At 64.8% G+C, this 19,838-nt stretch carries 15 protein-coding genes; 9 read left to right on the top strand and 6 right to left on the bottom strand.

The window, feature by feature from the left end; translation table 11 throughout:
- Window positions 1-122 precede the first annotated feature (122 nt).
- Window positions 123-1,538 (bottom strand): NADP-dependent phosphogluconate dehydrogenase, encoded by a 1,416-nt coding sequence (gene gndA / locus NTA49_RS13090; protein WP_408637149.1) that lies wholly within the window; start codon window positions 1,536-1,538, stop codon window positions 123-125.
- A 127-nt stretch (window positions 1,539-1,665) separates the two neighbouring features.
- Here gndA and NTA49_RS13085 point away from each other — a divergent pair, with 127 nt between their 5' ends.
- Entirely contained in the window at window positions 1,666-2,496 is an 831-nt protein-coding gene (locus tag NTA49_RS13085) for a glycosyltransferase family 2 protein (RefSeq protein WP_258295238.1), read from the top strand.
- A 146-nt stretch (window positions 2,497-2,642) separates the two neighbouring features.
- Here the strand turns inward: NTA49_RS13085 and argF are convergent, their stop codons facing one another.
- Window positions 2,643-3,548, bottom strand: coding sequence for an ornithine carbamoyltransferase (gene argF, locus NTA49_RS13080; protein WP_258295237.1), 906 nt, complete (start codon window positions 3,546-3,548; stop codon window positions 2,643-2,645).
- A gap of 79 nt (window positions 3,549-3,627) precedes the next feature.
- A complete protein-coding gene (locus tag NTA49_RS13075) occupies window positions 3,628-4,797 on the bottom strand; it encodes an aspartate aminotransferase family protein (RefSeq protein WP_258295236.1) in 1,170 nt (389 codons plus the stop codon).
- Between the two features lie 389 nt (window positions 4,798-5,186).
- Here NTA49_RS13075 and NTA49_RS13070 point away from each other — a divergent pair, with 389 nt between their 5' ends.
- Window positions 5,187-5,771, top strand: coding sequence for a GcrA family cell cycle regulator (locus tag NTA49_RS13070; RefSeq protein ID WP_258295235.1), 585 nt, complete (start codon window positions 5,187-5,189; stop codon window positions 5,769-5,771).
- A gap of 253 nt (window positions 5,772-6,024) precedes the next feature.
- Entirely contained in the window at window positions 6,025-6,972 is a 948-nt protein-coding gene (locus NTA49_RS13065) for a PAS domain-containing protein (protein WP_258295234.1), read from the top strand.
- Between the two features lie 18 nt (window positions 6,973-6,990).
- Here NTA49_RS13065 and cueR read toward each other — a convergent pair whose 3' ends face one another.
- Window positions 6,991-7,377 (bottom strand): Cu(I)-responsive transcriptional regulator, encoded by a 387-nt coding sequence (cueR, locus tag NTA49_RS13060; RefSeq protein ID WP_258295233.1) that lies wholly within the window; start codon window positions 7,375-7,377, stop codon window positions 6,991-6,993.
- Window positions 7,374-9,782 (bottom strand): heavy metal translocating P-type ATPase, encoded by a 2,409-nt coding sequence (locus tag NTA49_RS13055; RefSeq protein WP_258295232.1) that lies wholly within the window; start codon window positions 9,780-9,782, stop codon window positions 7,374-7,376. The genes cueR and NTA49_RS13055 overlap by 4 nt, the downstream gene beginning before the upstream one ends.
- Before the next feature lie 138 nt (window positions 9,783-9,920).
- On the opposite strand from NTA49_RS13055, the gene NTA49_RS13050 reads away from it, so the two are divergent.
- The 6 genes from NTA49_RS13050 to mdoH all read left to right on the top strand — a co-directional run bounded on the left by NTA49_RS13050 (window position 9,921) and on the right by mdoH (window position 18,954).
- Window positions 9,921-11,531, top strand: coding sequence for a thiamine pyrophosphate-binding protein (locus tag NTA49_RS13050; protein ID WP_258295231.1), 1,611 nt, complete (start codon window positions 9,921-9,923; stop codon window positions 11,529-11,531).
- Window positions 11,518-12,732, top strand: coding sequence for a CaiB/BaiF CoA transferase family protein (locus NTA49_RS13045; protein WP_258295230.1), 1,215 nt, complete (start codon window positions 11,518-11,520; stop codon window positions 12,730-12,732). The genes NTA49_RS13050 and NTA49_RS13045 overlap by 14 nt, the downstream gene beginning before the upstream one ends.
- A 174-nt stretch (window positions 12,733-12,906) precedes the next feature.
- Window positions 12,907-14,253, top strand: a complete 1,347-nt coding sequence (locus NTA49_RS13040) for a tetratricopeptide repeat protein (protein WP_258295229.1) — start codon at window positions 12,907-12,909, stop codon at window positions 14,251-14,253.
- 47 nt (window positions 14,254-14,300) lie between these two features.
- Entirely contained in the window at window positions 14,301-15,575 is a 1,275-nt protein-coding gene (locus NTA49_RS13035; protein WP_258295228.1) for an OpgC family protein, read from the top strand.
- On the top strand, window positions 15,575-17,104 hold the full coding sequence (locus tag NTA49_RS13030) for a glucan biosynthesis protein (protein WP_258295227.1): 1,530 nt from the start codon (window positions 15,575-15,577) through the stop codon (window positions 17,102-17,104). Before NTA49_RS13035 ends, NTA49_RS13030 begins: the two co-directional genes overlap by 1 nt.
- Window positions 17,101-18,954, top strand: a complete 1,854-nt coding sequence (gene mdoH / locus NTA49_RS13025) for a glucans biosynthesis glucosyltransferase MdoH (protein WP_258295226.1) — start codon at window positions 17,101-17,103, stop codon at window positions 18,952-18,954. The genes NTA49_RS13030 and mdoH overlap by 4 nt, the downstream gene beginning before the upstream one ends.
- Window positions 18,955-18,971: 17 nt before the next feature.
- On the opposite strand, the gene NTA49_RS13020 is transcribed toward mdoH, so the two are convergent.
- A complete protein-coding gene (locus NTA49_RS13020) occupies window positions 18,972-19,829 on the bottom strand; it encodes an alpha/beta hydrolase family esterase (RefSeq protein ID WP_258295225.1) in 858 nt (285 codons plus the stop codon).
- Window positions 19,830-19,838 lie beyond the last annotated feature (9 nt).

Genomic DNA, 19,838 nt, shown 5'->3' with positions numbered 1-19,838 from the left:
GAGAGCCCCAAGCCCTTCAAATGGACCAAAACCGCCGAGGATATTCTCACCCGGGAACGCCGCGCCTTGGATAAGCTCGATCAAATCCGAGGGAACCGGTAAGATACGTCAGACTCAGAGCACTAGCGTTCCCAGTCGCCGTGATGCGCGCCCTCGATGTCCATCCGCTCGAACCCATGCGCACCGAAATAATCGCGCTGCGCCTGGATCATGTTGGCGGTGCCACGGCCCAGCGCCATCGTGTCGTGCCACGCCAGCGCCGCCGACAGCGCGGGCATCGGCTGACCGCTGAGTACCGCCGCAGAGACCACGCGCCGCAATCCCGGCAAGGCTTGAGCCAGCCGTTTGCGCATCGACGGCGCAAGGATCAGGTGGCCATGCGGCAACCCCTCGCGCACGGCATCGGCAAATTCATCCAGCAGAGCCGAGCGGATGATGCAGCCCGCACGCCAGATCTCGGCGATGCGGGCAAGGTCGAGGTCCCATTTGAACTGCTCGGAGGCTGCCGAGAGCACGCGGAAGCCCTGCGAATGGCCCAAGATTCGCGCGGCAAGCATGGCATTTTCCATGTCGTCCGCACCGGGTATGTCCGCGGGTTGCGTGCCCGGATCAAGCAGATCATGCGCCGCACGGCGGGTGTCGCCCTCGGACGACCAGCCGCGCGCGCCGACCGCAGCCTCGATGGTCGAGGCACTTTGCCCCATTTCCAGCGCCTCGATCAGGGTCCAGCGGCCCGTGCCCTTCTGTCCGGCCTGATCGCGGATCACATCGATCACCGGCTGGCCCGTGGCAGCATCGCTGGTCGCCAGAGCCTTGGCAGTGATATCGATCAGGTAAGAGGCGAGCGGACCGCTGCGCCAGCTGTCGAAAACCTGAGCGATGCGGCCCGCATCCATCCCTGCCTTATCGCGCATCAGCCCGTAAAGCTCGGCGATCATCTGCATGTCCGCATATTCGATGCCGTTGTGCACCGTCTTGACGAAATGGCCCGCGCCGTCGGGGCCGAGGTGGGCGACGCACGGATCGCCCTGAAACCTGGCCGCGATCGCCTCGGCCATCGGCCTGAATTGCTGCCACGAATGATCCGAGCCGCCGACCATCATCGAAGGCCCGCGCCGCGCGCCCTCTTCCCCGCCAGAGACGCCCACGCCGACAAAGTGGATACCGGTGCCTTCGAGCGCCGCACCGCGCCGCCGCGTGTCGTGAAAATCGGCGTTGCCGCCGTCGATGATGGTGTCGCCATCCGACAGCAGAGGCGTGATCGCGGCGATCATCAGGTCCATCGGCCGGGTCGAGGGGATCATGAACAGGATCGTGCGCGGGGTGGCGATGGCGGCGACGAATTCCGCCAGATCGGCGTGGCCCGTGACCTTGCCGGACAGTCCGACGGCTTCGGGCAGGAAGCTGTCGATCCAGTCCGCCTCGCGGTTCGAGACGGCGACGTCAAAGCCATTGTCGGCGAGGTTGAGCGCCAGAGCGCTGCCCATTGTGCCCAGTCCGTAAACGCCGATCTGTGCCCGATTGTCGTGCTGCGCCATCTGCTCTGCCCATGCTGTGGTCGTTGCGGCGAACATACCCGCACATTTGGCGGGGGCAAGCCTTGGCGAGGTTTGCCCTGCGATGTTCCGGCTTGTCCAGCCATGGCTGGGATGGCTAGATGCAGGCATGAAGATTTGTGCGATCACGATGGTTTACCGCGATTACTGGGCGCTGGCGCAGTGGTACCGCCATTACGGTGCGCTGGTGGGCTTTGCGCATCTGGTGGTGGTGGCACATGGCGCTGACCCGAAGATTGCGCAGATATGTCCCGAAGCCAGCATTCTGACCGTGCCGCGCGACGATCTTTCCGGCTTTGACGCCGCGCGCGGGCGGATGCTGAACGGGATACAGGCGGGGCTGGCCGAGGTTTACGACTGGGTGATCCGCACCGATACCGACGAGCTGATCTGCCTCGATCCGTCGGTGCATGACGGGCTGGCAAGCGTGTTCGAGGGCCAGAGCGGGCAGGCGCTGTTCGCGACGGGACTGGAAATAGTGGACACGGAAGAGGGTCTCTTCGGCGTGTTTTCAGGACACTACAGCAAGGCCTGGGCAGTGCGCGGCGGCATTCCGATGAAACGCCACGGGGTGCAGGTGCGGCCACGACGGGTGGCCGCATTCGATTATGTGCTGCCAGAGGGTGTGTATCTGGCGCATCTGAAGTTTGCCAACCGCGATGCGCTGGCGGAGGCCAACCGGCACCGAGCCGAAGTGGCACAAGGCCCCGGAGACGGCCTGCCCGGCAAGGCCTGGGAAGACCCCGCGCACGAGGCGCGCAAGGTGCAGGCGCAGGTGTCGCGGATGGAGGCGCTGGACTGGGCTGCAGCTGCGCAGATGGCACGGGATGCGCTGGCCGAGGGGCCGGTCGTGGATCAAAAAATCGGGCTGGTGCGGTCGCGGTCGTTCAAGCTGGACTGCAAATGTGCATTGCCCGATTGGTTTCCGGCGCTGGATTGAGGGCGGTTTAAGGGCTTTGCCCGAATTGTTTACAGCGGGGGCTTTGCCCGAATTGTTTAAGGCGGGGGCTTTGCCCCCGACGCTGCGCGTCTCCCCCAGGATATTTTTGGCCAAAAGAAGCCGGGTCCCGAGGGAATGGCTTGGTGTTATTTACCCAGGCACCAGCGCATGACGGCCTTTTGCGCGTGCAGGCGGTTTTCGGCCTCGTCGAAGATGACCGAATGGGGGCCGTCCATGACTTCGGAGGTCGCCTCGTCGTCGCGGTGAGCGGGCAGGCAGTGCATGAACAGCGCGTCAGGTTTCGCTTTGGACATGAGCGCCGTGTTGACCTGATAGCCGCGCAGCTGGTTGTGGCGACGTTCGCGGGCGGATTGTGGATCGTGCATCGACACCCAGGTGTCGGTGACCACCAGATCGGCACCCTGCACCGCCTTGTTCGGGTCGCGTTCGGTGGTGTATAGGCCGTTCAGCGCCGCTTCGGGCTGCAGGGTTTCGGGGCCGGTGAACACCAATTCGAAGTCGAATTGTTTCGCTGCGTGGGCGAAAGAGGCGAAGACGTTGTTGCCGTCGCCGGACCAGACGACCTTGCGGCCCTTGATCGGGCCTGAGTGTTCTTCGAAGGTCATGATGTCGGCCATGATCTGGCAGGGGTGCGTGCGGTTGGTCAGGCCGTTGATCACCGGCACGGTGGCGTGTTCGGCCATCTCCAGTAGGGTCGCCTCTTCGAAGGTGCGGATCATGATCAAGTCGACATAGCGCGACAGCACGCGGGCGGTGTCGGCGATGGTTTCGCCGTGGCCCAGCTGCATGTCGGCCCCCGAAAGCACCATGGTTTGCCCGCCCATCTGGCGCACGCCCACATCGAAGCTGACGCGGGTGCGGGTGGACGGTTTTTCGAAGATCAGGGCCACCATGTGCCCCGCCAGCGGCTGATCGTCGTCGGGCGTGCCCTTGGGGCGGCCTTCGCGCGCAGTCTTGATGGCGCGTCCGGTGTCGATGATGCTGCGCAGTTCGGCGGGATCTGTGGTGTGGATATCAAGGAAGTGTTTCATAAGTCATTTTCTGTATTGGCAAAGGACGGGGACATGTGCCTCCGCCCTCCATGGGGATATTTTGAAGCCGTAGAGCCAGTCAGGAGAGGCTGGCGGCAGCGGCATCGAGACGGCTGATCGCCTCGCCGATGTCATCGTCGGAGATGTTGAGTGGGGGCAGCAGGCGGATCACGTTGTCGGCGGCGGGCACCGCGATCACGTGGTTCCTGTAACCTGCGGCGACAACGTCGGTGTTGGCGGCCTTGCACTTGATACCCAGCATCATGCCCGCGCCGCGCACGCTCTCGAACACGTCCGGATGGCTTGCGACCAGCCCTTCAAGCCTCTGGCGCAGCAGGCCCGCCTTGCGGTTCACCTCGTCCAGAAAGGTGCGGTCGCTGACGATGTCCATCACAGCACATCCCACCGCACAGCCCAGCGGGTTGCCGCCATAGGTCGATCCGTGGGTGCCTGCGGTCATGCCCGAGGCCGCATCTTCGGTGGCGAGCACCGCGCCCAGGGGGAAGCCGCCGCCGATGCCCTTGGCGACCATCATGATGTCGGGTGTGATGCCGGACCATTCGTGCGCAAAGAGCTTGCCGGTGCGGCCCACGCCGCATTGCACCTCGTCGAGGATCAGAAGGATGCCGTGCTCGTCGCACAGATCGCGCAGACCTTTCAGGCACTGATCTGGCAGCGGGCGGATGCCGCCTTCGCCCTGCACCGGTTCGATCATGATCGCCGCCGTGTTGTCGTTGATGGCGGCGGTCAGCGCATCGTGATCGGCCCAATCGACATGCACAAAACCGCCCAGGATCGGGCCAAAGCCCTTGATCATCTTCTCGGAGCCTGCCGCCGCGATGCCCGCAGCCGACCGGCCATGGAACGAGCCGGAAAAGGTGATGATCTCGACCCGGTCCTTCTGGCCCTTGTCGTACCAATACTTGCGCGCCATCTTGACCGCCAGTTCGCAGGCCTCGGTGCCAGAGTTGGTGAAGAACACCGTGTCGGCGAACGTCGCATCGACCAGCTTGTCGGCCAGCGCCTGCTGCTGCGGGATCTGGTAGAGGTTCGATGTGTGCCACAGCGCGCCCGCCTGATCGGTCAGCGCGTTGACCAGACCTGGGTGCGCATGGCCCAGTACGTTCACCGCGATCCCCGCGCCAAGGTCGAGATATCGGGTGCCGTCCGCCTCGGTCAGCCAGGCGCCTTCGCCTTTGACAAAGCTCAAGGGAGCACGGGAATAGGTCGGCAGAACGGAGGGGATCATGGCGATCGTCCTTTGATACGGGCGGTGCGAAGCACTTTGGTGCATGACGCGGGCCGCGGGGTCAACAGATTTGAAGTATGGGGGGTGCCGTTTGGCGGTGGACAGGCGGGCATGGCCCTGCGACACAAGGTGTCTCGAGAGCGGACGTTACGCGGAGCGTCGTCGGATCGAAATGATATGTGCCATCGCTGTCATGGCGTGCGTCTAGCGCAGCGCTGACGCAAAGGAAAGCGGTTTCGCATGTGGCTGGAGAAGGCCGCACAAGCTCTTTCACGTGGCCGCGCGGGTTCTTGCCTTGTAACTCCATGCTGAGTGATTAGAATAGAGCGCTGATATTGATACACGAGCGGCCATCCTCGATGCGCCGCTTTTTAGCTAGGAAAGCCTGCATGTCCTGGACAGACGAACGCGTTGAAACTCTGAAAAAGATGTGGGGCGAGGGCCAGTCGGCCAGCCAGATCGCCAAGGAACTCGGCGGGGTCACCCGCAATGCCGTGATCGGCAAGGTGCACCGCCTGGGCCTGTCGAACCGCGCAGGGTCCGGCACCACGGCCAAGGTCGAGCCAAAGCCCAAGCCCGCGGCCCCCAAGGCGGACGCCAAGCCAAAGCCAGAGACCAAGCCCAAGGTCGAGGCCAAGCCCAAACCGCAAGAAGAGCCGGAGCCCGAAACCCGCGTCGCGGTGATGCCGCCGCGCGCCAAGATCATTCCGGCGGGCCAGCCGCTGCCGCCGCAGCCTTCGGCCAATGAAATCAGCCCCGAAGCGCTGGCCAAGGTCAGCGAGATCGAGAAAAAGGCCAAGCGCCTGAGCCTGATGGAACTGACCGAACGCACCTGCAAATGGCCCGTGGGCGACCCTGCAACCGAAGATTTCTGGTTTTGCGGTCTGCCGGTGCAAGCGGGCAAGCCCTATTGCGAGGCCCACGTCGGCGTTGCGTTCCAGCCGATGTCGGCACGGCGCGACCGCCGCCGCTGAGACCTGTCAGAAGGTACAGGATTTTGAAACGGCCCGGCTTTGTCGGGCCGTTTTCCATTTAGAGGCTCAGTCAAACTTGCCGCAAGGTCATCCGTGCCAAAATCTGCCGCCGCAATAATATATTGGCCAAACTAAATTTTGAAATTAAATAACCAGGTTAAGTAAGAAGACACCGAAGGTAATCGAGAGCTTGGAACAGAATACGACTGTAGCGGACGCCCGACCGCGCTGGAACTTGATGGACGACAGGGCGATGGAACATTCCGTCAAACACTCACGCATTCCGATGTGCATTTCCGACCCGAACGCGCCCGACAATCCGATCGTTTTCGTGAATGCGGCGTTTCTGGAACTGACCGGTTATACCGAAGAGGAAGTGATCGGCAGGAACTGCCGGTTCCTTCAGGGGCGCGACACCACCCCAGAAAGCCTGGACGCCCTGCGCAAGGCGATTGCCGAAAAGAGGGTCGAGACCGTCGAGATCGTGAACTACCGCAAGGACGGCACCAGTTTCGTGAATGCCCTGCAGCTGGGGCCGATCATGGACGACGACGGCAAGCTGATCTTCTTCTTCGGCTCGCAACTGGATGTGACCGCCAAGCGCGAAGCGGAACGCGAGGCGCGCGAACTGACCGAGCGCGAGCTGATCCACCGGCTGCGCAACATCGTCAACGTGATGAGCATCGTCATCAGGATGACCGTGCGCGAACAGAACGATCCTTCGGCGCTGGCGCAGATCCTGAACGAACGGTTGCAGGCGCTGAGCGATGCGCATTTCGACACAATCAACTGGGCGGCGGATGAAAATCTGACGTTCGGCGATCTGGGGCGCACGATCCTTGCGGCCTATGCCCCGAAAGGCGCGCCGCAGTTCCAGCTGGAAGGACGGGACGTTCCCCTGCCGCACCACCTGCTGTCATGTGTCGCGCTGACCCTGCACGAGTTGGCAACCAATTCGGTGAAACACGGTGCCCTTGGGGCCGCTCAGGGTCTGCTCGACCTGCGCTGGGACATAGAGACGTCGCAGGGCGCAGAGACGCTGGCGCTGCGCTGGACCGAGACGGGTGGACCGCCGGTGTCGCCGCCCAAGCGCAGCAGCGGGTCGAAGATCATCGGCAATCTGATCACCGCCGTCGGCGGCACCATCGACCTGCACTGGAAAGAAAGCGGGCTGATCGTAGACGCGACCTTTCCGCTGTAACGCCTGCCCAGCCGACCCTCAGCTTTTGGCCAAGCTGTCGATGATTGGACAATCGGGGCGGTCATCGCCCGCGCAGCACTTGACCAAATGGGCGAGCGTGTCGCGCATCTGGTGCAGTTCGGCCAGCTTGCGGTCGATCTCTTCCAGATGATCCTTGGCCAGCTTGCGGACATCGCCGCTGGCGCGGCTGCGGTCCTCCCAAAGCGCCAGCAGGGTGCGGCAGTCCTCGATGGAAAACCCCAGCGACCGCGCCCGCGACAGGAACGCCAGCTTGTGCGCATCCTGGTCCGAGAACGCGCGGTAGCCGTTGGCGCTGCGCGCAGGGCGGATCAGGCCGATGTCTTCGTAGTACCGGATCGTCTTGGCAGGCAGGCCCGCCGCTGATGCAACTTCGGAAATGTTCATCGGGTGTCTCCTTGACGGCGCAGGCGCAGCGCGTTGGTAACCACAAAGACCGAGCTGAGCGCCATCGCCCCCGCGGCCAGGCTGGGTGAGAGTTGCGGCCCGCCGAAAGGCACCAGCAGGCCCGCCGCCACCGGGATCAGCAGCGCGTTGTAGCCAAAGGCCCAGACCAGGTTCTGCCGAATGTTGCGCAAGGTGGCAGCACTGATCGCGCGGGCGCGCAGCACGGCGTCGGGGCTCTGTGACATCAGCACCACGTCGGCGGCCTCAATCGCGATATCTGACGCACTAGCCACGGCCAGCCCCACGTCTGCCGCCGCCAATGCGGGCGCGTCGTTGATGCCGTCCCCGACAAAGGCCACTGGCCCGTGCGCCGCGCGCAGGGCCTCCAGCGCGGCGACCTTGCCCCCCGGCGGAACCGCGGCGGTGACCGCGTCGATGCCCAATTGGCGGGCAACATGCTGCGCAGTGGCGGCGACATCCCCGGTGATCAGGGCGGGTGTGACGCCACTGGCTTTCAGCGCGGCGATGGCCTCCGCAGCCCCGTCGCGGATCGGATCGGTGACGGCGATCAGGGCGGCGAGCCTTTCACCTTCGGCAACGAAGACAGGTGTGGCACCTGTGGCGGCCCAATCTGTCGCCAGCGACTGCAGCGGCGCAGGGTCGACACCTTGGGCCTTTATGTATGCCGCGTTGCCGATGTGCAGGCGTGTGCCTTCGACGGTGCCGGAGGTGCCCTGCCCCGTGGTGCTGGTGATGTCGCTGACCGCAGGGTGTGAGCCCTCGGCGGCGACGGCGATGGCGCGGGCAATGGGGTGTTCGGACTGCGCCTCGATGGCGGCGACCTGCGGCAACAGCGCCGCGCGGTCAAACCCGTCGGTGACGTGCATGTCAGTCAGCGTCGGCGCGCCCATCGTCAGGGTTCCGGTCTTGTCGAAGGCCACGACCTTCACCGATTGCAGCCCTTGCAGCGCATCGCCCTGACGGAACAGCACGCCCAATTCAGCCGCACGCCCCGTGCCGACCATGATCGACACTGGTGTGGCCAGCCCCATCGCGCAGGGGCAGGCGATGATCAGTACGGCAACACCCGCGATCAGCGCCTGCGTCGGATCGCCCACCAGCAACCAGACCAGCGCGGTCACCGTGGCAACCGCGATCACCACCGGCACGAAGACCGCCGTAACCCGGTTGATCAGCGCCTGCACCGGCAGCCGTGCCGATTGCGCCTCGCGGGTCATCTCGACGACGCGGGCCAGCATGGTGTCGGACCCGGTGCGCGTGGCGGTGTAATGCAGCGGCGCGGTGCCGTTGATGCAGCCCGCGCTGACCGCATCGCCCACGGTGACGAAGGCCGGAACCGGCTCCCCGGTCAGCATGGCGGTGTCGATGTGACCGCTGCCCGTCGTCACGATGCCGTCCGTGGCGATCCTGTCACCCGCACGGGCCAGCAGCGTGTCGCCGCTGACGATGTCAGACAGCGGGGTTTCGACGTAAGTATCGCCGCGCTGCACCATCGCGGTGTCAGGCGCCAGCGCCATCAGCTTGCGCACCGCGTCGCCGGTGTGGCCCTTGGCCCGCGCCTCGAACCAGCGGCCCAGCAGGATCAGGGTGACGATGACGGCGGCCGCCTCGAAATAGACCGAACGCGCGTCTGCGGGCAGCACCTCGGGCATCACCGTGACAACCGTCGAATAGGCGAAGGCCGCAGAGGTGCCCAGCGCCACCAGCGCATCCATGTCGGGCCGCGCCTTCAGCAATCCCGGAATGCCACGCCGGAAAAATCCAGCACCCGGGCCGGCCAGAACTGCCAGCGTCAGCGCCATCTGGATCAGGTGGCTGGCCTGCATGCCGACGGTGCGCGCGATCATGTGGTGGATCGGCGGATAGATATGCCCGCCCATCTCGGCCAGAAACACCGGCAGGGTCAGCACAGCCGCGATCATGAACCGCCGCCGATAGCTTGCGGTATTGTGGCGGTCTTGATCCTGTGGCATCTCCGCATCGGTCTGAATGTCGGCGGCAGGATAGCCTGCCGTGTCCAGCGCACGACGCAGCGCGCCTGTATCGCGGCCCGACAGAGTGGTCACGCGCAGGGTCATGTCGGCAAGGTTCGCATGAGCGGTCAGCGCGCCGGGCACCTTCAGCGCCGCCGCTTCGACCCGCCCGATGCACGATCCGCAGGTCATGTTGTCCACTTGCAGGGTCACGTCATGCGTGCGCGCGGGATAGCCCGCCTTGGTGAGGGTTTCGCGCACCAGTGCCGCATCCACGCCGTCGATCTGACCGGAGTGGGTGGCAAGGTTCACACGGGCGTCCTGCCCGCCGGGAATGGCGGCCAGAGCGCGTTCGGCACGGCCTGCGCAACCCGCGCAGCTCATCCCGTCAATGTCAAAATGCAATGTCATGACAGGGCATATAAGGCTTCCCACCACTGGAAGGTCAAGCGGCATTTCCAGATTAATTGTCACATTGCTGGCGCTATGGTGAGTTGCGCCGCCGATGGGGCGAAGGCAAGCTCCGGGGAAACCGGAGTTGAGGGTAAGATGACCAAGACGATAAGGGCCGCAGATGCCGTAGCGCACAGGCTTTATGCTGCCGGGTGCCGCATGGCTTTCGGGATGCCTGGAGGCGAGGTTCTGACGATGATCGACGCGCTTGAGGCGGCGGGGATCACCTTCGTGCTGTGCAAACACGAGAACGCCGCGGCCTTCATGGCCGAGGGCGCGTGGCATCGCACCGGCGCGCCGGGCATATTGGTGGCCACGGTCGGCCCCGGTGTGCTGAACGGGGTCAACGCGGTGGCCAACGCCCTGCAGGACCGCGTGCCGTTGATCGTGCTGGCCGGGGCCGTCGATGCCGACGAGGCGCAAAGCTACACCCATCAGGTACTGGACCAGCGCGCTGTCTTCGCCCCGATCACCAAGGCCACGTTTCTGCTGGATGCAGGGGCAACCCATACAATCATCGACAAGGCGGTCGGCATCACGACAGAAGGCCAGCCCGGTCCGGTGTTCATCGACATTCCCATCCGCGTCGCCGATGCACAGGTGCCTGTCACCGCACCCACGCCACGTGCCGTTGCCGCACAAGTGGTGCCGGATGCCGACACGCTGGCGCAGATCGCGGGCTGGCTGTCGCAAGCAGCGCGGCCCGTCATCATCGCGGGCGTCGATGCGCTGAACGAAGTGGCGGACGTGGCGGGCCTGGCGCGGCAGTTCGGTATGCCGGTCATCACCACCTACAAGGCCAAGGGGATGCTGCCCGAAGACGATCCGCTGGCCCTGGGCGGTGCGGGCCTTTCGCCACTGGCGGACAAGACGCTGCTGCCCTTCGTGCAATCCGCCGACCTGGTGCTCTGTCTGGGCTACGATCCGATCGAGATGCGCCCCGGCTGGCGCGATGCCTGGGACAGCACCACGCAGCGCGTGGTCGAGGTGACCGCGGTGCCGAACCACCACTACATGCACCAGTCCACCATCAACATCGTGGGATCGGTCAGCGCCACAGTCACTGCGTTAATGCAGGCCGCAACCCCGCGCGACACATGGTCGGGTAGCGAAGTCGCAGCGGCCAAGGCATCGCTGGCCGCAGCCTTTCCCGCAGACGAAGACTGGGGCCCAGCCGCCATCGTCGCCACTTGCCGCAGCGCATTGCCGCGCGGAACGTTGGCCACCGCAGACAGCGGTGCACACCGCATCCTGCTCAGCCAGATGTGGACCTGCCATGAGCCGCGCGCCCTGATGCAATCCTCTGCGCTGTGCACGATGGGCTGTGCCGTGCCGCTGGCGATGGGCGCGGCACTCGCCTCGCCCGACCGCACGGTGGTCAGCTTCAGCGGAGATGCGGGGTTTCTGATGGTCGCGGGCGAACTGGCGACGGCCAAGGAGCTGGGCCTGCGCTGTATCTTCGTGGTCTTCGTCGATGCCGCGCTTGCCTTGATCGAACTGAAACAGCGCCAGCGGCAACTGAGCAATCACGGCGTCGACTTCGGTACGCATGATTTTGCCGCCATTGGTCGCGCCTTCGGAGGGGAGGGCGTGGATGTGCGCAGCCGGGCCGAGTTGGACGATGCTCTGGCACGGGCGCAAGCCGCCGACACCTTTTCCGTCATCGCCGCCCATATCGAAAAGGGAGCCTACGATGGCCGAATCTAGCGGCGCAACCAAGGGTGCACTGGACGGTCTCTTTGTCCTCGACCTAAGCCGTATCCTCGCAGGCCCGACCGCGACGCAACTGCTGGGCGACCTCGGCGCCACGATCATCAAGGTCGAGAACCCCAAGACCGGCGGCGACGACACCCGTGGCTGGGGACCAAACTACGCATGCGACACGGCTGGCAAAGCCACTGATCTGTCGGCCTACTTCATGGCCGCCAACCGCAACAAACTGTCGGTCGCCGTCGATCTGTCCACAGACGCAGGGCAAGACACCCTGCGCCAACTGGCCGCACGCGCCGATGTGGTGATCGAGAACTACAAACCAGGCGGGCTGGTCAAATACGGGCTGGACCATGCGACATTGCTGCAAAGGCATCCCGCGCTTGTCTATTGCTCAATCAGCGGGTTCGGGCAGACCGGACCGAACAGCAGCCAGCCCGGCTATGACCTGATGGCGCAGGGCTATGGCGGGATCATGTCCCTGACCGGAGAGCCCGAAGGTGCGCCGATGAAGGTGGGCGTTGGCATCGCCGACGTGATGTGCGGGATGTACGCGACCATCGGTATTCTGGCCGCCCTGCGCCACCGCGACCGCACCGGCGAGGGGCAGCACATCGACCTGAGCCTTGTGGACACGCAGATGGCCTGGCTGGTCAACGAGGGCACCAACTACCTGACCAGCGGCGACATCCCCGAACGGCGCGGCAATGCGCACCCCAACATCGTGCCCTATGACGCCTTTGAATGCAGCGACGGCCATATCCTGCTGGCGGTGGGCAATGATGCGCAATTCGCGCGGTTCTGTGACGCGGTCGGGCTGGCGGGGCTCAGCGAAGATGCGCGTTTTGACACCAACCAGCACCGGATCGAGAACCGCGCCGCGCTGATGACGCAGATGCGTCCGGCGCTGAAGGCCCTGGCCCGTAATGACGTGATGACCCGCCTGCATGCGGTCAAGGTGCCCGTGGGCCCGATCCACGATGTCGCCGAAGCGCTGACATCGGATCAGGCGCAGGCACGCGGTGCGGTGGTCGAGTTGCCCTGCGAAGGGGTCGCCGGGGGCCATCTGCGCCTGCTGGGCAATCCGCTGAAGCTGTCGGCGACGCCCGTCACCTACCGCCGTGCGCCGCCCGCCTTTGGGCAGGATACGGCAGCGGTGTTACAGATGCTGCGCACCGACCCCGACGCGCAGGAGTGATCCTACCGGATTTGCGCATTACAGCCCAAAAATATTGCAAATCCGCCCCAATGCTCACGAAAACGCGCAGCGCATGTCACACCTGCGTGTAAGGCACCCCCGAAGGCCCAAAAGACGCGTAAATTGGGGGCACCCCGCAGGGACGCTCCTGCGCCACTGGAAAGGTGCCCCCATATGCAAAGCGACATCTGTGACAGCCCGATCTCTCTGGATGATCCGGTTCTGCTGGACCACTGGAACGGCGTGATCACTGGATTTCTGTCGCACGGCACTCAGACGCCTGTGCATCTGGGCAAGGTGCTGGAGGGCGCGCCCGATTTCGCCATGGGCCACGCCGCGCGGGGGCTGTTCTCGCTGATGATGGGGCGCGCAGAACTGATCGCCGTGGCGCGCGAGGCGCACGAGGCGGCACTGACGGCGCTGAGCCGGGAGAGTGCCGCGCCCCGCGAAAAGCTGTGGGTGCAGGCACTTGGCGAATGGCTGCAGGGGCGGCCCTCGGGGGCAATTGCCGCGATGGAGGCGGCACTTCGCCTGCAACCGCGTGACACGCTGTCGGCCAAGGTCAGCCACGCCATCCGCTTCGTGCTGGGCGATGCGCGCGGCATGCGCGCCTCGGTAGAGGCGGTTCTGGATGCGCACACAATCCACCCGATGCGCGGCTATCTGCTGGGCTGCCATGCCTTCACGCTTGAGGAAACCGGCGACTATGCCGCCGCCGAGCGCACCGGGCTGCGGGGGCTGGAACACGCGCCCGACGACGCATGGGGACTGCACGCTGTGGCGCATGTGTACGACATGACGGCCCGGCCCGATGCGGGCATCGCGCTGATCGACGACCACAAGAGCGCATGGGACCACTGCAACAACTTTCGGCACCACGTCTGGTGGCACAAGGCGCTGCTGCACTTGGACCGTGGCGAGATGGACGTGGTGCTGGCACTCTACGATCAGCAGATTCGCGCCGACAAGACCGACGATTACCGCGACATCGCCAACGCGACCTCGCTGTTGATGCGGCTGGAACTGGACGGCATGGACGTGGGCGACCGCTGGGACGAGTTGGCTGCATTCTCCGAGGCGCGGGTCGAGGATGGCTGTCTGGTCTTTGCCGATCTGCACTACATGCTGGCACTTTCGGGCGCTCGAAAAGGGGCCGCCGCCGATGCCATGTGCGCCCGCTTTGCCCGCGACGCGATCCGCCATGGCGAAATGGCCCAGAGGGTCGCCGACCCCGGTCTGGCGGCGGTCGCCGGACTGCATGCTTTCGCTGAAGGACGCTGGGATCAGGCGTTCCAAAATCTGGCCGCAGCACGCGCGTCGATGCAGTCGATCGGCGGCAGCCATGCACAGCGCGATGTCTTTGAACGCATGACGATAGATGCCGGATTGCGCGCCGGTCGGGTTGAGCGTACAGCGCTGATTCTGGCGCAGCGGACGGACATGCGGGGTGGTCATCAGGACCGTTTCGCACAGATCCGCGCGGCGTCGATTTCCAGCGCACGGCGTATTGCCGCCCAATGAGAAAACCCAATGAAGACAACCGACACGATGCGGATTAAGAGGCGGTGATGACATACTCGACGGCCGCGACCGACACCATGACCCCGCCCTCTGCGCGCAACGCTGCGCCCGCATCTGCAACGATCACAGCCGGTACTGCGCGTGTCCGCGACCTGCGGCTTGATTTCTTTCGCGGCATCGCGATGTTCATCATCCTGATCGCACACACTCCGGGCAATTTTCTGGCCAGCTGGATACCCGCCCGCTGGGGTTTTTCCGATGCGACCGAGATATTCGTGTTCTGCTCTGGCATGGCCAGCGCCATCGCATTCGGCGGCGGGTTCGACCGCGCGGGCTGGAAGCTGGGCAGCGCGCGCGTGCTGTACCGCGTCTGGCAGGTCTACTGGGCCCATGTCGGGCTGTTCTGCGCCACTCTCGCGCTGACCATATGGCTGACTGATCTGGAGATCACCGGAATGAACTACTGGGGTCAGCTGAACCTGTGGCCGCTCTTTGTCGAAAGCGAAAAATGGGCGAACCCCGACATCTTCCTCAGCTTCATGACGCTGAGCTATGTACCTAATTATTTCGACATCCTGCCGATGTACATGATCGTGCTGCTGTTCATGCCGATCATAATGCTGCTGGTGCGAATGAACTTTTCTGCAGTTGCAGCGTTCGTGGTCTGTATATGGCTGATGGCGCAGGAGAGCTTGATGCAGACCCTTGGCCTTGGCGCGTGGCATCTGGCGCTTCCGGCAGAACCCTGGAGCGACCGGAACTGGTTCTTCAACCCGTTCGGCTGGCAGCTGATCTTCTTCACCGGCTTTGCCTTCATGCGCGGCTGGCTGCCGAAGCCGCCGGTGTCGATGACGCTGGTGGTGCTGTCGGCGGTGCTTGTGGTGTCCAACACCTTGGTCTCTGACGTTGCATTGCGCGAATTCGGATGGGCATGGGCAAAGACGTGGCGTGCGGAAAACCTCGCTTGGTACGACAAGTCATCCTTTGCTGTCCTGCGGTACCTGCACTTTCTGGCGCTGGCCTACCTGGCTTGGGTCATCGCAGGCGACAAGGGTGGCAGGCTTCTGGCGCGGGGCACCGGCGCGCTGGCGCGCGTCTGGGACGCCCTGGTCACGATCATCCTGAAAGTGGGTCAGCAATCTCTGGCCGTCTTCGTGGTCAGCATGTTCATCGCGCGGCTCATGGGCTTTGGCATCGACGTGTCCGGCCACCGCGTTCTTCCCGTTCTTATGATCAATCTGGCCGGAGCGGCGGTGCTGATAGCCACCGCCTACGGTGCGGGCTGGTTCAAAGGCCAACCCTGGAAAAAGGCCCAATTATAATGTTGCGACGCGAATTCCTTGCATCCCTCGCGGCCCTTGCCGCTGCTGCCCCTGCCCGGTCATGGGCGGACGAGCCCGGCTTGCAGGTCGGCGCACCCGAACGCTTTGACGCGCAAAGCCTGATCCGGCGTGCCCGCGAGATGGCTGCCGAAAGCTATACGCCCCGCCCGCAGATCCCGAAAAGCTGGCGCAACCTGTCCTATGACCAGTACCGCAAGATCTGGTTCGACAGCCGCAATGCCCTGTGGGAAGGCACGGACGCGCCCCAACGTGTGGATGTGTTCCCGCCGGGTCTCTATTTTCCGCAGGCGGTGGCCATGTTCGAGGTCGAGGACGGCGCAGCGCGGCCCCTGACCTTCGACATGGGCGTGTTCGACAAGACCGACCAGTTCCCGCAGGTCGATCTGGACGAGACGCTGGGCTACAGCGGTCTGCGCCTGCGGGCAGAGCTGCACAAACCCGGCATCTTCGAGGAATACGCGGTCTTTCAGGGCGCGAGCTACTTCCGTGGCCTCGGGGCCGGCGAAAGCTATGGCCTGTCGGCGCGCGGTCTTGCGATCAACACCGGCGACCCGGAGGGCGAGGAATTCCCCGACTTCGTCGGCCTTTGGCTGGAACGCCCTGCGCACGGCTCTGACACTGTGGTGGTGCACGCGCTGCTGGACAGCCCCTCCGTCACCGGCGCCTATACGTTCCACATCACGCCCGGCCCAGTGCTGCGGATGAATGTCAGCGCGCATCTCTTTGCGCGCACCGACCTTGCGCATCTGGGCATCGCGCCGCTGACTTCGATGTTCCTGTTCGACGACACCGACCGCCAGCGTTTTGACGATTTCCGCCCGGCGGTCCACGACAGCGACGGACTGCTGATCCACAACGGCGGCGGTGAGATGATCTGGCGACCGCTCGCCAACCCCGCGACCTTGCAGGTCAGCTCGTTCGTCGACGTGAACCCCAAGGGCTTCGGCCTGATGCAGCGCGCGCGCAAGCTGGAGAATTTCAACGACCTTGAGGCGCATTACCACAACCGTCCAAGCCTGTGGGTCACCCCCGGTGAAGGTTGGGGCAATGGGTCCGTCGCGCTGGTGGAAATCCCTGCCGATCTTGAAATCTACGACAATATCGTCGCCTATTGGCGTCCCGCCGAAGCGATCCCTGCAGGGTCCGAGCACGTCATGAGCTATCAGCTGGACTGGGGTGCCGATCCTGCGCCGGTGTCTCTGGCGGAACCCATGCGCGTGATCAACACCGCAGCGGGCGCACGCCCCGAAGGCGGTCGCGTCTTTGCCATCGACTTCGCCCCAAGCTCAAACCTGCCCGACGATCTGGAAACGATCACACAGATCGTCACGACCAGTGCGGGCAGCGTCAGCGAAGGCATATTGCAGCGCAACCCTGCCACGGGTGGCCTGCGCCTGGCCTTCACGTTCTTCCCCGAAGAGGTCAAGCTGGCCGAGTTCCGGGTGCAACTTCGCCAGGGCGATGCCGCCCTTTCCGAGCTTTGGCTCTACCGCTGGACAACCGCATGACACTGACCGATCTGACCCATATGCCCCCGCGTGCGCCTCTGGCGATGCCCGAACAGGACCTGCACCGCGCGCCCGGCGCGCGCCCCTGTGCGCAGGACGGGTTCGGCTGGCGGCTGGCGGTCTTTGCCCCGGCGCTGACCATCACGGCGCTTTTGCTGTGGGGTCTGCATGGCGTGCTGTCGCAGGCCGGCATGAGCGTCGTCGAATGGGCGCTGCTGGCGATGATCGGGCTGACCTTCGTCTGGGTGTCGCTGGCCGTCAGCACGGTGGGCGTGGCCCTTGCGGGACGCTTCGAAGCACGCGAACCCGCGCGGCGCGGCGCGCCGATGGACGTGGCCCTGCTGGTGCCGGTCTACAACGAAGTCACCTGGGACGTCTTCGGCAATGCCGCCGCGATGCTGAACGACGTGGCGGCGCGCAAGCCGATGCACCGCTATGCGCTGTTCATCCTCAGCGACACGCAGGACCCCGCGATTGCCGCGCGCGAATTGCAAGCCTTCGAGGTGCTGCGCCGCGACGTGCCCGAGGGCATGACGGTCCATTACCGCCGCCGCGCGCAGAACGTCGACAAGAAGGTGGGCAACCTGGCCGACTGGATCACCGGCTGGGGTGCCGCCCATGATGCGATGCTGGTGCTGGACGCCGACAGCCTGATGACGGGCCGCGCCATCGTGCGCCTGTCCGACGAAATGGCCGCCGACCCGCAGGCGGGGCTGATCCAGAGCTTTCCCCAGCTGATCGGGGCCGAGACCGTCTTTGCCCGCATCCAGCAGTTTTCCAACATGGCCTATGGCTGGCTGTTGGCCGAGGGGCTGGCCCGCTGGGCCCGCGCCGAGGGCAACTATTGGGGTCACAATGCGATCATCCGCGTCGAAGCCTTTGCCTCTGCTGCAGGTCTGCCGCACATCCGCGGCGGGCGCGATCTGATCCTGAGTCACGACTTTGTCGAAGCGTCGCTGCTGCGTCGTGCAGGCTGGACCGTGAAGTTTCTGCCGCGCGTCGCGGGCAGTTTCGAGGAAACGCCCGGAACGCTCGTTGACTATGTCCTGCGCGACCGCCGCTGGTGCCGTGGCAACCTGCAACACCTGCGGCTTCTGGGCACCAAAGGGCTGCACCCGGTCAGCCGCTTTCACCTGTTCCAGGGGGCGATGGCCTATCTGATGAGCCCCGCGTGGTTCCTGTTGCTGGTGTTCTGGACCCTGCTGGGCAAGGACGCGGAGACCAATGTGATCCGCTATTTCAACGAGGCCAACCCTCTGTTCCCCTCGTGGCCCCCCGAGATGAGCCATATCGACAGCGTGGGCTTTCTGGTCATCATGTACGCGATGCTGCTGACGCCCAAGATCACCTCGGCGCTGGTCATCGCCATGCGCCCCGGCGCGGTGCGGATGTTCGGCGGCAAGCGCGCCTTTGGCACTGCGTTCCTGACCGAAGTGGCGCTGTCGGTGGCCTATGCGCCGATCCTGATGATCCAGCAAAGCAAGGCCGTGTTGCGCGCCCTGCTGTCGCGCCGCGAGGCATGGGCCCCACAGAACCGCGAGGGCACGCGTCAGCCGGTGGCGGTCTTGCTGAAATTCCACTGGGTCGAGACCACATTGGGCGTGCTGCTTTCGGTGGGCCTTCTTTCGGGACTGGTGTCGTGGTGGCTGGTGCCCATCGTGACAAGCCTGCTGCTGGCGGTGCCGCTTTCGGCACTCAGTTCGCTGAATCTGGCGCGCCATGCGCCTGCGGGCTTTCGCATGGACAGCCCGCTGACGCTGCATGAGCCTGCCATCGTGGGCCGTGCCCGCGCCCTGCGCGCCGCGTTGCGCGCCGATCTGGAAGGACGTGGCAAGCTGGTGGCCGAGTAAGCGTCAAAGCCAGGGCGTCACAGTCCCTCGCGCCAGTCCAGCGCCATGTCGATCCAGCCATCAGGCACACGGTGGCCACCCTCGAACAGCGCAAACTCCAGCGCCGTTCCGGGGGTGCAACGATCCCATGCGCGGCGCAGGAACGGCCCTTCGGTCACGAAACGGTCGGCACGAAGCTGCACGCAGCCGTTGACCTGCCGCCACAGCCGCATCGCATGAAACACATCGCCCTGCGCGACCGCCTGAGGATCATTCAGATCGGCGCCGCGCAGCACGCGCCCCTCAAGCGGGACGGTCGTGTCCCTCCATCCGTGCGTGTGCAACAGCCGGACCGGCCCCGCGCAGGTGGCGGGATCGGGCCGCCAGAACGCACCGGCGACGGGCACATAGGCGGCAAAGGCGTCGGGCGCGGCGCAGGCGGCGTAATGGGTCATTGACCCGCCAATGGAAAACCCGCCCAGCACCATTTGGCCTGCGTCCAGATCAAAGCGCTTGGCCGCATCGTCTCGCACTGCCATCAGAAAGCCGACCTCGTCGCGGTCCTGCGGGAAATCCGGGTGAAACGACCAGCGCCTGCCGTTGCGGCCCGCCATTTCGGTGCCATCAGGGCCGATCACCGCATAGCCCCGCGCCAGCGCTCTGCCCGCCCACCCGTCGGGGCGCAGGCTGGCATTCCCGGTGCCGCCGTAGCCATGCAGGAACATGATCGCACCTTTGGGCGGCCCGTCGGGCAAGCTGATGTGATAGGTGCCAGTGTCAATCGCGCAAGGCTCCGGCGCGGCGCCACACCCGGCCTGCGCCACCTGCGCGGTGCCCATCAGCGCCAGAGCGGCGGCAAGACTGCGAAAACTGTTCATGATCTCTGTGTGCCTCATTTGCTGTCC

This window comes from Pseudosulfitobacter koreensis, from assembly GCF_024733015.1.
GTDB lineage: Bacteria > Pseudomonadota > Alphaproteobacteria > Rhodobacterales > Rhodobacteraceae > Pseudosulfitobacter > Pseudosulfitobacter koreensis.
This window is presented reverse-complemented; position numbering and strand designations above follow the sequence as displayed.